Genomic DNA, 12,785 nt, shown 5'->3' on the forward strand with positions numbered 1-12,785 from the left:
TGGCGGTGTGTATCCATACAAGAGGAGGAGAAGCCCATGTCAGCCTGTCCCGAAATGTCTATCGCCGACATCGCCGCCTTTCAGCGCGACGGCGCCATCTGCCTGCGCGGCCTGTTCCGCGATTGGGTGGATGTCATCGCCGCCGGCATCGAGCGTAATCTGCATGCGCCCGGCCCCTATGCCGGCAATGTGGTCGCCGCCGGCGAGCCGGGCTCCTTCTTCGAGGATTATTGCAACTGGCGGCGTATTCCCGAGTTCGAGGCGGTGGTGACGGAGTCGCCGGCCGCGGCGGCCGCGGCTACCCTGATGCGCTCGACCCGCGCGCAATTCTTCCACGAGCATGTGCTGGTCAAGGAGCCCGGCACCCACAAGCCCACGCCCTGGCATCAGGACATCCCGTATTACTTCGTCGACGGCGAACAGACCGCCAGTTTCTGGATTCCGGTGGACCCGGTGCGCGAAGCCACTTTGCGGCTGGTCGCCGGTTCGCATCGCTGGGAGGAATGGGTGCGGCCGGTGCGCTGGAAAGACGATTCCGGCTTCTACGAGGGCGACGCGCGCCGCTACCGCGACGCGCCGGATCCGGACAGCGAGTCGGGCATGCGGGTGCTGGAGTGGGCCTTGGAGCCGGGCGACGCGGTGCTGTTCGATTTCCGCACCGTGCACGGCGCGCGCGGCAATCCCGGCGGCGGACGGCGGCGGGCGCTGTCCTTGCGCTGGCTGGGCGACGACGCGCGTTACGCCGAGCGTCCGGGACGCACCTCGCCGCCGTATCCGGAGCACGGCATGAGGCCGGGCCAGCGCCTGCGCGAGGATTGGTTTCCGGTGCTGTGGCCGGCGGCCTGAGGTCTGTCAGGCGGTCCAGCGCATCAGGAATTCGCCGTCGGCGTATTGGATATCGACAAAGCCTAGGCGCAGGTAGAGCCGTCGCGCCGGATTACGCTCCAGCACGCTGAGTTCCAAGGCGGCGCGCCAGTAGGAAGGCGAGGTCGCCGCGGACGGCCGGGCGCAAGGTGATGGGTTGGCTCAGCGTTTTTCTCCTGAAGTCGAGCTTGGAGACGCGGTGCTTTGCACCATAGAGAACGGCCCGCCAAGGCGGGCCGTTTGTTCGGATCAGGCGTCCAGTCCTTGCTGGGCCAGCGCCGCGGCGCGCAGAACGGCGCGCGCCTTGTTCTGGGTTTCCTGCCATTCCATGTCCGGCGAGGAGTCGGCGACGATGCCGGCGCCGGCCTGCACATAGAGCATGCGGTTCTTCAACACCGCGGTGCGGATGGCGATGCACAGGTCCATATCGCCGTTGAAGCCCAGATAGCCGACCGCGCCGCCGTAGATGCCGCGCTTGCTGGGTTCGAACTGGTCGATGATCTCCATCGCCCGCACCTTGGGCGCGCCGGACAGGGTGCCGGCCGGAAAAGTGGCCTTGAGCACGTCGATGTTCGACACCTCGGGGCCGACCTTGCCTTCCACGCTGGACACGATGTGCATCACATGGGAATAGCGCTCGATCGCCATATTGTCGGTGACGCGTACGCTGCCGGTGGCGGCGACGCGGCCCACGTCGTTGCGGCCCAGGTCCATCAGCATCACGTGTTCGGCGATTTCCTTGGGGTCGGCCAGCAATTCGGCCGCCAGCGCCTCGTCCTGCTCGCGGGTCTGGCCGCGCGGGCGGGTGCCGGCGATGGGGCGCACGGTGACGTTGTCCTGTTCGCGGCGCACCAGAATTTCCGGCGAGGCGCCCACCACGTGGAAGTCGTCGAAGTGATAGAGGAACATATAGGGCGACGGGTTCAGGCTGCGCAGCGCGCGGTAGAGGCTGAGCGGGGACTCCGCGAACGGCATCTGCATGCGCTGCGACAGCACCACCTGCATGATGTCGCCGTCGTGGATGTAGCGCTTGCAGGCGGACACCGCGTCCTTGAACGCCTGTTCGCCGTATTCCGACGCCGATTGCGTGCCTTGGGCCGGCAAGGACAAGGGCGCTTCCAGCGGTTCGCGCAGGCGGGCGCGCAGTTGCGCCAGCCGCGCCTCGGCTTTGAGCAGCGCGTTGGGCACTTCCGGATCGGCGTAGACGATCAGATAAAGCTTGCCGGACAGATTGTCCACCACGGCCAATTCCTCGGACACCATCAGCAGCATGTCCGGCGTGCCTATGGTGTCGGGCTTGCTGGTTTCGGACAGCCGCTTTTCGATGTGGCGTATGGTGTCGTAGCCGAAATAGCCGACCAAGCCGCCGGCGAAGCGCGGCAGGCCGGGTTGCGGCGGGGTGCGGAAGCGCTGTTGGAAGGCTTCGATGAAGGCCAGCGGATCGCCGCTGTGACGCTCGATCACCTTGTCGCCGTATTCCACCTGCACCTGCTGGCCGTTGACCCGCAAGCGGGTGGTGGACGGCAGGCCGATGAAGGAGTAGCGGCCAAAGCGCTCGCCGCCGACGACGGACTCCAAAAGATAGGAATAGGGCTGGTTGGCCAGCTTCAGGTAGACCGACATCGGAGTGTCGAGATCGGCGAACAATTCCAGGCTGACCGGAATGCGGTTGTAGCCGGCGGCGGCCAGGCGGTTGAATTCTTCATGGGTCATGGCGGGTCCTGCGCTCTTGTGGTCGTGGTGAGGTCGAATGCATCTTGTCAAACAGGCATTGAGCGGCGCCATCGGCATCCAAGCCGGTATCCTTGCTTCGTCATGAAGTCGTCATCCGTAAAAGAAGTTATCAGCTGATCAGCTATTCTTCATCAAATCGTATAGTTCGGCAATATTGGACACCGTGAGATCGGCGCCCAGCGCGGCGGCGTCGGCATAGCCGTAGCTGACGGCCACGGCGGCGCAGCCGGCATTGCGGGCGGCCAGCACGTCGTTGGCGGAGTCGCCGACCATGGCCATCTGTTCAGGCTGTATGCCCAAAACCTGGCAAACATGCAGCAAGGGCAGCGCCGACGGTTTCTTTTCCGCCAGGGTGTCGCCGCCGATGATTAGGCTGAAGCAATCGCGCAGCCCCAGTTGTTCCAGCAGCGGCAGCGCCAGCCGTTCGGATTTATTGGTGATCACCGCCAGCGGCAGCTGCAGCGCGCGCAGCAGGCCCAGGCCGTCGGTCACGCCCGGATAGATGGTGGTGTTGTCGCTCAGGTGTTCGCGGTAGTACTGGATGAAGAAGACGTAGCCGCGCTCCCACAGCGCCGGATCGGCCTGGCCGTCGCGCTCATTGGTCAGCGCGCGGTGCACCAGGCTGGCGATGCCGTCGCCGACGTGTTCTTGAATGCGCAGCGCCGGCAGCGGCGGCAGGTCCAGATGTTCGCGCATGGCGTTGGCGGCGGCGGCCAGATCCGGGATGGAGTCGACCAGGGTGCCGTCCAGATCGAAGGCGACGGCTTTGATGTGTTTCAGGTTCATAAGCGTTTCAGCGCGGCGGCCAAGGCCGCCGCCGGTTTGGTTTAGTTTAAGGCGGGCTTGCCGTGTCGGGCCTCGCTACGCGCGGCAGGTTTTGAACCGCTTCTCAGAACGTGTTTACGATCTCGCGAGCTAAGGCGAGACAAGGCGAAAACGGTTGAAGAAGCGGAATGTACAGGTGGTACATGAGCATTTTGAGCTCGGTTTCAACGCCCATTTCTATCCATCCCGCCGACGCGCAGCAGATCGTAAACAGGTTCTCAGCCCAGGTTGCGGATGTCCACCACGGTTTGCAGGCCAAAAGCCGGCGACAGCAGATGGTCGACGATGCGGCGCGCGGCGGCGGCCGGGGTGCTCAGTTCGCCGTCCGCCTTCAGCGCGTCGAAACGGGCTTTCTGCGGGAACTGCTCGGCGTCGCTGCCGCGGATGCTGGCCTGCATGTCGGTGTCCACCACGCCGGGGTAGAGCGCGACGATGTGCGCGGCGTTGTCCTGGCCGGCCTGTTCCGCGGCCACGCTGCGGCTGAAGTGGTCCAGCCCGGCCTTGGTGGTGCAATACACGCTCCAGCCCGGGTAGGGTTTGGCCGCGGCGCCTGAGGAAATGTTCAGGATGCGGCGGCGGGCCTTGAGGCCGGCGCTGGCGCGCAGCAGCGCGTCCGTGGCCAGCATCGGCGCCGCCAGATTGATCGCCAGCGCGCGGACCAGGTCTTCGGCCGGGTAATGGCCGGCCTGGGCGATGGGCGTCACCACCCCGGCATTGTTGATCAGGTTGAGGCTGGCGCAGTCGGCCGGCTTCAGCTGTTCCAGCGCGGCGGCGATGGCCGGCGCCACCGCGGCGGCGTCGGAGAGGTCGGCGTCTATGGCGCTCAGGCGTTCCGGGTAACGGCGCGTCAGCGCGGCCAGCGCGTCCACGGCGCCGCGCGCCAGGCCGGCGACGCGGTAGCCGTCGGCGAGCAGGGCTTCGGTCAGCGCCAGGCCAAGGCCACGGGAGGCGCCGGTCACGATGAAGGCGTGCATATTCTGTGCTCCTGGGGTGAGGGCCGGTTTCAGCGGAGTTGGGCCAGTTCGGCGCGCATCTCGTCGATCACGGTCTTGTAATCGGCCTGGCCGTAGATGGCGGAACCGGCGACGAAGGTGTCGGCGCCGGCTTCGGCCACCGCGCGGATATTGTCGGTCTTGATGCCGCCGTCCACTTCCAGCCAGATTTCGCCGCCGTGCCTGGCGGTGTATTCATCGATGCGGCGGCGCGCCTCGCGCACCTTGTCCAGCGCGTGCGGGATGAACTTCTGGCCGCCGAAGCCCGGGTTCACCGACATGATCAGCACCATGTCTATCTTGTCCATCACATGGTCCAGATAGGACAAAGAGGTGGCCGGGTTGAACACCAGGCCGGCCTTGCAGCCGGCGTCCTTGATCAGGCCCAGCGTGCGGTCGACGTGCTCGGAGGCTTCCGGATGGAAGGTGATGATGTTCGCGCCGGCCTTGGCGAAGGCGGCGGCCAGGCTGTCCACCGGTTTCACCATCAGATGCACGTCGATGGGCGTGCCCTCGCAGTGCGGGCGGATGGCTTCGCACACCATAGGCCCTATGGTCAGGTTGGGCACGTAGTGATTGTCCATCACGTCGAAATGGATGATGTCGGCGCCGGCGGAGATCACGTCGCGAACCTCTTGGCCAAGACAGGAAAAATCGGCGGAAAGAATGCTGGGAGCAATACGGAAAGTGCGCATAGGGCGTTGCTTTGGGCAAGGATGAACACGGGATGGCCACATTCTACCGCGCCAAAAGCGTTCCGGCGGGATAAAATGAAGCACAAACAACAAAAGGAGCGCTGAACATGGCGGAAAAAACCTACCGTGTCGAAGTGGAAGCCGAACCGCATTACATCGAAGAACAATCCAATATGGCCAACGATATTTATGTGTTCGGCTATCGCATCCGCATCACCAATACCGGCAGCGAGCCGGCGCAGCTGGTCAGCCGCCACTGGATCATCGCCGACGCCAACGAGCAGGTTCAGGAAGTGCGCGGCATGGGGGTGGTGGGCGAGCAGCCGCGCATCGAGCCGGGCCAGTCTTTCGACTATTCCAGCGCCACCCATCTGAAAACGCCTTACGGCTCAATGAAGGGCAGCTATCAGTTTCTGGCCGACGACGGCAAGCGTTTCGAGGCGGAAATCCCCGAGATGAATCTGGTGGCGCCGCGCGTGCTGCATTGAGAACCCGTTCAAAGTCCGCCGAGCCCTGGCGATACGGCGTTGAAACCGGCTTAGGAATGCCCATGCGCCGCTTGGTCATTGCGCATTTTCGGCCGCAACGCCTTGTCTCGCCCCCGCTCGCTGGACTTTGAACAGGCTCTGAGACTTCGCAAAGCCGGCGGCGCTATTTTTCCCTGGGCCAGGTCCACCACACGATGAAGGTGGCCAATCCGCCGGCAATCGCCGCTTCCAGCAATAATATCCACATGTCCGCGCCCCCTGGCGAGCGTTGATGATGTTCGCAAGACAACTCAACTCTCACTTTGGAACAGCTTGACGCAACAGGCAATCCCAAATATGCGTTTTACCCATTCCGGCCCGGCTCCGGACCGCCGCAACGATATCGCCACCCTCAAGACGCTTGTGCCCTATTTATGGGTGTTCAAGTGGCGGGTGCTGCTGGCGCTGTCCTGTATGATTTTGGCCAAGGTGGCCGCGGTCAGCACGCCCTTGTACCTGAAAGACATCGTCGATCAACTCTCGGTGCCGGCCACCCTGTTGGCCTTGCCGGTGCTGGCGCTGGCCGGCTACGGCTGCGCCCGCCTGCTGTCCAGCGTGCTGGGCGAGCTGCGCGACGCGGTGTTCGCGCGGGTGATACAGGGCGCGGTGCGCAGCGTGGCCGGCGGCGTGTTCCAGCATCTGCTGCGGTTGTCGCTGCGCTTTCACCTGGAGCGTCAGACCGGGGGCATGAGCCGCGACATCGAGCGCGGCACCAAGGGCATAGGCTTTTTGCTGAACTTCACCGTGTTCAACATCCTGCCCACCTTGCTGGAAATCGGCATGGTCACCGCCATTCTGCTGCACCGCTACGCCTGGCCGTTCGCGCTGGTGACCTTCGGCACCATCGCCGTCTACATCGCCTTCACCCTGGTAGTGACCGAGTGGCGCACCGTCTACCGCCGCAGCATGAACGATCTGGACTCCAAGGCCAACGCCAAGGCGATAGACGCGCTGCTCAATTACGAGACGGTCAAATATTTCAACAACGAAGGCTACGAGGCGGCGCGCTACGACAAGAATCTGGCGGCCTGGGAAGCGTCGGCGATCAAGAACCAGGTGTCGCTGTCCATGCTCAACGCCGGCCAGGGCCTGATCATCGCCAGCGGTGTCACCCTGATCATGGTCTTGTCCGCGCGCGAGGTGGTGGCCGGGCGGATGACGGTGGGCGACGTGGTGCTGGTGGCTACTTTCATCACCCAGTTGTACGCGCCCTTGAACTTCCTCGGCTTCGTCTACCGCGAGATCAAGCATTCGCTGGCCGACATCGAGCGCATGTTCGCGCTATTGGGCGCCAACGAGGAGGTGGCGGACGCGCCGGGAGCGACGGTGCTGGCCGCGCCGGCGGCCGCGGTGCGCTTTGAACAGGTGGGCTTCGCTTACGAGAGCAAGCGGCGGATTCTGAACGAGGTCAGCTTCGACATCCCGGCCGGCAAGACGCTGGCGGTGGTCGGCGCCAGCGGCGCGGGAAAATCCACGCTGTCGCGGCTGCTGTTTCGCTATTACGACGTCGGCGAGGGCCGCATCCTGGTCAACGGCCGCGATATCCGCGAGCTGAGCCAGGACAGCCTGCGCGCCCATATCGGCATCGTGCCGCAGGATACGGTGCTGTTCAACGACACGGTGTATTACAACATCGCCTACGGCCGGCCCGGCGCCAGCCGCGAGGAAGTGATGGAAGCGGCCAAGTCCGCGCACATCCACGATTTCGTCAGCAGTCTGCCGGACGGTTACGACACCATGGTGGGCGAGCGCGGCCTCAAGCTGTCCGGCGGGGAAAAACAGCGGGTGGCGATTGCGCGCACCATTCTGAAGAATCCGCCCATCCTGATCTTCGACGAGGCCACCAGCGCGCTGGATTCGCGCACCGAGAAGGCGATCCAGCGCGAATTGGCCGAGATCTCAGCCAACCGCACCACGCTGATCATCGCCCACCGGCTGTCCACCATCGTCGACGCCGACCAGATCCTGGTGATGGAGGCCGGGCGCGTGCTGGAGCAGGGCAGCCACCGCGAGCTGTTGGAGCGCGGCGGCCGCTACGCCGAGATGTGGCGTTTGCAGCAGACGGAGCAGCCGGCGACCGACGACGTCTGAGAACCTGTTCCAAGTCTGCCGCGCGGGAGCGCCGCGGTCTTGAACCGGCTCAGGGCTGGCGTCGGCCGGCGGCCTTGAGTTCGCTCATCGCCGCCAGTACGGCGTCGGCCAGCGTCAGCATGCGCTGGCAGTCCGCGCTTTGAGGGTGGCCGGCGAAGTCCAGCGCGGGGGACAGCGCCTGTAAGGCGCGGCGGGCGCTGGCGGCCACGTCGGCGGCCAGATTGAAATCGCCGGGCGACAGCACCCGGCCGTTGCGGATTTTCTTGTAGTACACGGCCGCCATCTGCGCGTACTGCTCCGAGGTTTGCTGAGCGGCCAGGCTGGGCTGCAAAGCCTCCAGCAAGCTCATGATTTCGCGGCAGGCCTGCTCCGCGGCGTTCCAGCGCTTGTCCTGTTGCTGGCGTTGCTGCGCCTGGGGCTTGGTCGCGGCTTTCTTGCTCGCCATCTTGGGCTCCTGGGAAAAAGTCAGAGCGCCGCATTCTAGCCATCCCGGCCGCGGCGCGCCACCGTCGCGCTAATCGTGCAGGTGGAAACCGAGCAGGGCGTCGTCTTCGCTTGGCAGCGACAGTTCGACGAAGTCGTTCAGGCAGAACAGGGTCAGTTTGCCGCCGTAGACGGCGCCGGTGTCCAGATTCAACACATTGTCGAAGCGGGTGGCGCTGGTTTGTGGGGTATGGCCCACCAGCAGCAGGTCCACGCCGCGCACAACGCCGCCGCGGCCGTGGCGCGCGCGTTCCCGCGACCACAGCGCGACGTTGCGGCCGCTTTCCGGCAGCGTGCCGTTGGCGAGGCCGGCGGCCAGCGCGTCCCAGTCGTTGCCGGGGCAATCCGCGTGCACCACGCCGATCTTGCCGCCGTCCGCGTCACTGACCTCTATCGCGTAGGGCAGGCGCTGAAAAGCGGCCAGGCAGGCTTGTCGCTGAGGCGCGGGCAGGGTCAGCAACCAGGAGCCGCCGTTGTTGACGTGGCGGATTTCGGCTTGCTTGTCGCCCAGTATCGAATCGATCGCCAATTGTTCGTGATTGCCGCGCACCGCGTAGAACCACGGTTGCGCCAGCCACTCCAGTACCGCCGCGCTGTCGGCGCCGCGGTCTATCATGTCGCCGACCGACAACAGACGGTCGCACTCGGGATTGAAGGCGGCCATTTTCAGCAAACGCGACAATTGGCGGAAGCAGCCGTGAATGTCGCCGACCGCCCAATCGCGGCCTTGGGTATTGCGTTGCAGCTTCAGAATCATGCTCGAACTCGGGGGTGGGGTGCGGCTATTTTGCGCCATGCCAATGGTTTTGTCATTGTGTTGATAGTTTCACAATTAGAATTGTTTTGATTTGACTATCAAAGGCTTACCGAGTTCGATGTCATCCGGGGCTAGGCGGTTCGCCATTCCTGGCAGAATTGCCGGCGGAAGTCCCGCAGCCACTGCAGTCGTTGCTCCGCCATCTTTCGGCCGGCCTCGGTTTGCATCATGGCCGGCAATTTGGCGAGCTTGACCTCGATGTGGTCCAGTGCCCAGCGGCGGTCGTCCAGCTGGCGGGCCTCGCCCAGCGGATCTTGCGGATGAGCCAGCGCCGAGTCCATGCGCCCGGCGGTGTAGAACAGCCGCGCCAGGCCGACGGCGCCCAGCGCGTCCATGCGGTCGGCGTCCTGCACGATGCGGGCTTCCAGGCTCTGCGGCGGGATGGCCGCGCTGAAACTGTGCGCCTCGATGGCGTGGGCCACGCCGTCCAGCCGTTCCGCCGGAAAATCGCCGGCGGCCAGCAGCGCGCGGGCGCGGGCTGCGGCCTGGCGCGAGGCCAGATGGCGTTCCGGATGGTTTTTCGGCAGGTTGACCAGGTCGTGCAGATAACAGGCGGCCAGCACGGTCAATGCGTCGGCATCGGGATGGGCGTCCAGCAACTGCCGGGCGCAGGCCCAGACGCGATGGAAATGGTTGAGATCGTGGGCGCCGTCGTCGTCGCCCGGCTGTTGTTGCAGCAGGCCGATCAGGCGGACGCGCCAGTCGTCTAGCGTCGCGTCGGAGAGAATGGAGTTCATGGCGGCGGCAAGGATTGGGGCAGGGGATTACAGCCCCAATCCGCGTCGCCGTCAAGCCGGCGATTTAACAGTTCTCAGCCTGCGTTCAGCTCGCAGTAGCGCGCCGCGATCGCCGAGGCCAGGCGGGCGTTGTTCAGCACCAGCTGGATGTTGGCGGCCAGGCTGTTGCCGCCGGTCAGCTCGCAGACGCGAGCCAGCAGGAAGGGCGTGGATTCCTTGCCGGCTACGCCTTGCGCCTCGGCCTCGCCCAGCGCCTGCTCGATGGCGGCGTCGATCTTGTCGCGCGGCATCGCGTATTGCTCCGGAATCGGATTGGCCACCACCACGCCGCCGCGCAGTTGCAGGTTCCACTTGGCCTGCATCGTGGCGGCGATGTCGACGGCTTCGTCCAGACGGTGGTCCAGCTTGAAGGCGCTGTCGCGGGTGAAGAAGGCCGGCAGGTGGTCGCAGCGGTGGCCGATGACCGGCACGCCGTGGGTTTCCAGGTATTCCAGCGTCAGGCCCAGGTCCAGGATGGACTTGGCGCCGGCGCAGACCACGGCCACCGGGGTTTGCGCCAATTCCTGCAGGTCGGCGGACACGTCGAAGCTGCGCTCGGCGCCGCGGTGCACGCCGCCGATGCCGCCGGTGGCGAACACGCGGATGCCGGCCATCGCGGCGATGATCATGGTGGTGGCCACGGTGGTGGCGCCGCTGCGTTTGCCGGCGACGATGAAGGGCAGGTCGCGGCGGCTGACCTTGGCGATGTCGCGGCCGCCCTTGCCCAGGTATTCGATCTCATCCGCGCTCAGACCGGCTTTCAAGCGGCCGTCGATGATGGCGATGGTGGCAGGCACCGCGCCGTGAGCGCGGATTTCCGCTTCCACCTGCAGCGCGGTTTCCACGTTCTGCGGATAAGGCATGCCGTGGGAAATGATGGTGGATTCCAGCGCCACCACCGGGCGGTTGGCGGCCAGAGCGGCGGCGACTTCGGGATGGATGTCGAGATGGGCGTTGTGCATTGCGTGCTCCTTTGTTGATGACGAGATCAGGCGTTCAGATAGGCTTCCACCGCCGCGCGGGACAGTGAAGGGTTGTTGGTGGCGGCGGAGGACAGCGTCAGCGCGGCGCAGCCGCGAGCAAAGCGCACGCTGTCCGCCAGCGACAGCTCATTGAGCCAACCCCAGGTCAGGCCGGCCATCAGCGCGTCGCCGGAGCCGGTGGTGTTGACGATGGCGCAGTCCGGCGCGTCCAGCCAGCCGTCGCCGGCTTCGCCGCTGTAATAGATGCCGGCGCCGGCCATGCTCAGCACCACGCGGCGCACGCCCTGGCCATGGAACCAGCGCGCCGCCTCCGGCGCGTGCTCAGCCCGTTCCAGCGGCAGGCCGGACAAGGCGGCGGCTTCCAGGCGGTTGGGTTTCAGCGTGTGGATGCGCGACAGCCAGGGGCGGACGCGCTCGGCCTTGAACGCGGATACCGGATCGACGAACAGCGGCTTGTCGCCGCTTTCGGCGATCAGCCAGGCCAGCGCGTCGGCGCTCAGATTGGTGTCGGCCACCACCGCGCCGGCGTGGCGCACCAGCTCGCTCTGCGCTTGCAGGCGTTCAGGCGTCAGCCGGTTGAGAATGTCCATGTCGTTGATGGCCAGCGCCATGTCGCCGTCGGCCTGCTGGATGGACAGATAGGTGGAGGTGGCGGCGTCCGGCAGCGTCAGACAGCCGCGCACGTCGACGCCGGCGCGCTGGGTGGCTTCCAGCAGCGAGCGGCCGTGGATGTCGTCGCCCACCACCGAGACCAGCCGGCAGTCGGCGCCCAGCCGCGCCAGGTTTTCCGCGACGTTGCGCGCCACGCCGCCGGGCGAGCAGCGCACCTGGCCGGGATTGGAGTCGCCGTGGCGCAGCGCGGCGGCGGCGCTGCCGACGATGTCCATATTGGCGCCGCCGACGGCGGCGACATAGCGCTGTTCGGCCAGGATGTAGCCTTTGCCGCGGATATGCCCCTTTTGCACCAGATTCATGATGTGCCCGGCCACCGCCGAGCGGCTGATGCCCAGTTGATCCGCCAGCTCCTGCTGCGGGATCAGCGGATCCAGGCGCAGCAGAGAGAGGATTTGTTGTTCCCGCTCAGTCATCAAACATTTGTCCGTTTTGCAAACATTTGTTTGATATTACGGCATTGGCATGCCGTAGGTCAAGGGCGGCGCATTTCCCATTGCGACAGCCACAGACGAGCGCCGCAAGACCGCAGCAGGCCGGCGCCAGCTTCGTCGTCGGCGTCTAGATTGCTGATGGCCAGCGCGGGCGCGGCGGTGTCCCGCTGAACGGCGGCCAGCAGCGAGCGGGCGACGCCGCGGCGCCGATGCGGCGGCGCAACCGCCAGTTCCGCGACGTCGCCGGCGGCGGAGTAAAGCGCGTAGCCCAGCAAATCGCCGTTCTGTTTCGCCGTCATCAAGAGCAGCGGCGGCCGCGCGCGCTCCAGGCTGTCGCGGCTATTGGGCACGGCGGGCTCGCTGTGCAGCGGCCAGCGCGGCCATTGCGAGCGGTCAGCGGCTTCGCAGCGCCAGCCGGGTGCGGCGTCCACGGCCAGCGCGTGTTCAATGCGGTAACAGTCCAGCCGGCGGCGAGGGCGGAAGCCCAGCTTCAGATAGGCGGCCATGGCCGCGGCGTTGTCGCTGATCACCTCCAGCTGTTGACGCTGTATGCCCCGGCTGGCCAGCCGCCGGCTGACCGCGGCGGCCATCGCTTGCAGCAGGCCTTGGCGGCGCGCGTCGGGCGTGACGCCGGTGGCGACGCAATAGCCGATCGGGCCGGCCTCGTCGCAGTGCACGCCGGCCAGCCACAGACCGACGAGCGCGCCGTCGCGCCAGGCGCCGACGCTCAACTCCGGGCGCCAGCCGCGCCGATGCAGCATGGCGGCCAGCTGTTCTTCGTCCATTTGCATGGGCAGCAGGTAGTCGCTGAATGCCAGCCTGAAGGCTTGATGGATGAGGGGGAAATCGATCAGGGACAGGCTGTGCAGGCGCATGGACGGGCTCGGGTCAA

At 65.8% G+C, this 12,785-nt stretch carries 13 protein-coding genes; 3 read left to right on the forward strand and 10 right to left on the reverse strand.

Going from position 1 to position 12,785, the window contains the following annotated elements; translation table 11 throughout:
* Positions 1 to 36: 36 nt before the first annotated feature.
* Entirely contained in the window at positions 37 to 846 is an 810-nt protein-coding gene (locus ACODRW_RS16075) for a phytanoyl-CoA dioxygenase family protein (RefSeq protein ID WP_488906169.1), read from the forward strand.
* Positions 847 to 1,113: 267 nt separating this feature from the next.
* Here the strand turns inward: ACODRW_RS16075 and trpE are convergent, their stop codons facing one another.
* The 4 genes from trpE to rpe all read right to left on the reverse strand — a co-directional run bounded on the left by trpE (position 1,114) and on the right by rpe (position 5,110).
* Entirely contained in the window at positions 1,114 to 2,577 is a 1,464-nt protein-coding gene (gene trpE, locus ACODRW_RS16080) for an anthranilate synthase component I (RefSeq protein WP_488906170.1), read from the reverse strand.
* A 138-nt stretch (positions 2,578 to 2,715) separates the two neighbouring features.
* Complete coding sequence (locus tag ACODRW_RS16085) at positions 2,716 to 3,384, reverse strand: phosphoglycolate phosphatase (protein WP_227108188.1); 669 nt, start codon at positions 3,382 to 3,384, stop codon at positions 2,716 to 2,718.
* A gap of 257 nt (positions 3,385 to 3,641) precedes the next feature.
* Entirely contained in the window at positions 3,642 to 4,397 is a 756-nt protein-coding gene (locus ACODRW_RS16090) for an SDR family oxidoreductase (protein ID WP_107799226.1), read from the reverse strand.
* 29 nt (positions 4,398 to 4,426) lie between these two features.
* Positions 4,427 to 5,110, reverse strand: a complete 684-nt coding sequence (gene rpe, locus ACODRW_RS16095) for a ribulose-phosphate 3-epimerase (RefSeq protein WP_227108191.1) — start codon at positions 5,108 to 5,110, stop codon at positions 4,427 to 4,429.
* A 107-nt stretch (positions 5,111 to 5,217) separates the two neighbouring features.
* Between rpe and apaG the strand changes: the two genes are divergently transcribed.
* Both apaG and ACODRW_RS16105 read left to right on the forward strand, forming a co-directional pair.
* Positions 5,218 to 5,598 (forward strand): Co2+/Mg2+ efflux protein ApaG, encoded by a 381-nt coding sequence (gene apaG, locus ACODRW_RS16100; protein ID WP_019101389.1) that lies wholly within the window; start codon positions 5,218 to 5,220, stop codon positions 5,596 to 5,598.
* A gap of 336 nt (positions 5,599 to 5,934) precedes the next feature.
* On the forward strand, positions 5,935 to 7,728 hold the full coding sequence (locus ACODRW_RS16105; protein ID WP_488906171.1) for an ABCB family ABC transporter ATP-binding protein/permease: 1,794 nt from the start codon (positions 5,935 to 5,937) through the stop codon (positions 7,726 to 7,728).
* 49 nt (positions 7,729 to 7,777) lie between these two features.
* Here ACODRW_RS16105 and ACODRW_RS16110 read toward each other — a convergent pair whose 3' ends face one another.
* The 6 genes from ACODRW_RS16110 to ACODRW_RS16135 form a co-directional block, all read right to left on the reverse strand.
* On the reverse strand, positions 7,778 to 8,173 hold the full coding sequence (locus ACODRW_RS16110; protein ID WP_253314633.1) for a hypothetical protein: 396 nt from the start codon (positions 8,171 to 8,173) through the stop codon (positions 7,778 to 7,780).
* A 69-nt stretch (positions 8,174 to 8,242) separates the two neighbouring features.
* Positions 8,243 to 8,968 (reverse strand): metallophosphoesterase, encoded by a 726-nt coding sequence (locus ACODRW_RS16115; protein WP_158274272.1) that lies wholly within the window; start codon positions 8,966 to 8,968, stop codon positions 8,243 to 8,245.
* 131 nt (positions 8,969 to 9,099) lie between these two features.
* Positions 9,100 to 9,765: an HD domain-containing protein gene (locus ACODRW_RS16120; RefSeq protein WP_486637120.1), complete on the reverse strand. Its 666-nt coding sequence runs from the start codon at positions 9,763 to 9,765 to the stop codon at positions 9,100 to 9,102.
* A 74-nt stretch (positions 9,766 to 9,839) separates the two neighbouring features.
* Entirely contained in the window at positions 9,840 to 10,766 is a 927-nt protein-coding gene (locus ACODRW_RS16125) for a pseudouridine-5'-phosphate glycosidase (protein WP_107799220.1), read from the reverse strand.
* 26 nt (positions 10,767 to 10,792) lie between these two features.
* On the reverse strand, positions 10,793 to 11,875 hold the full coding sequence (locus ACODRW_RS16130) for a PfkB family carbohydrate kinase (protein ID WP_107799219.1): 1,083 nt from the start codon (positions 11,873 to 11,875) through the stop codon (positions 10,793 to 10,795).
* A 59-nt stretch (positions 11,876 to 11,934) separates the two neighbouring features.
* Entirely contained in the window at positions 11,935 to 12,768 is an 834-nt protein-coding gene (locus ACODRW_RS16135) for a GNAT family N-acetyltransferase (protein WP_488906172.1), read from the reverse strand.
* Positions 12,769 to 12,785 lie beyond the last annotated feature (17 nt).

Source organism: Chromobacterium sp. FG89, assembly GCF_057808735.1.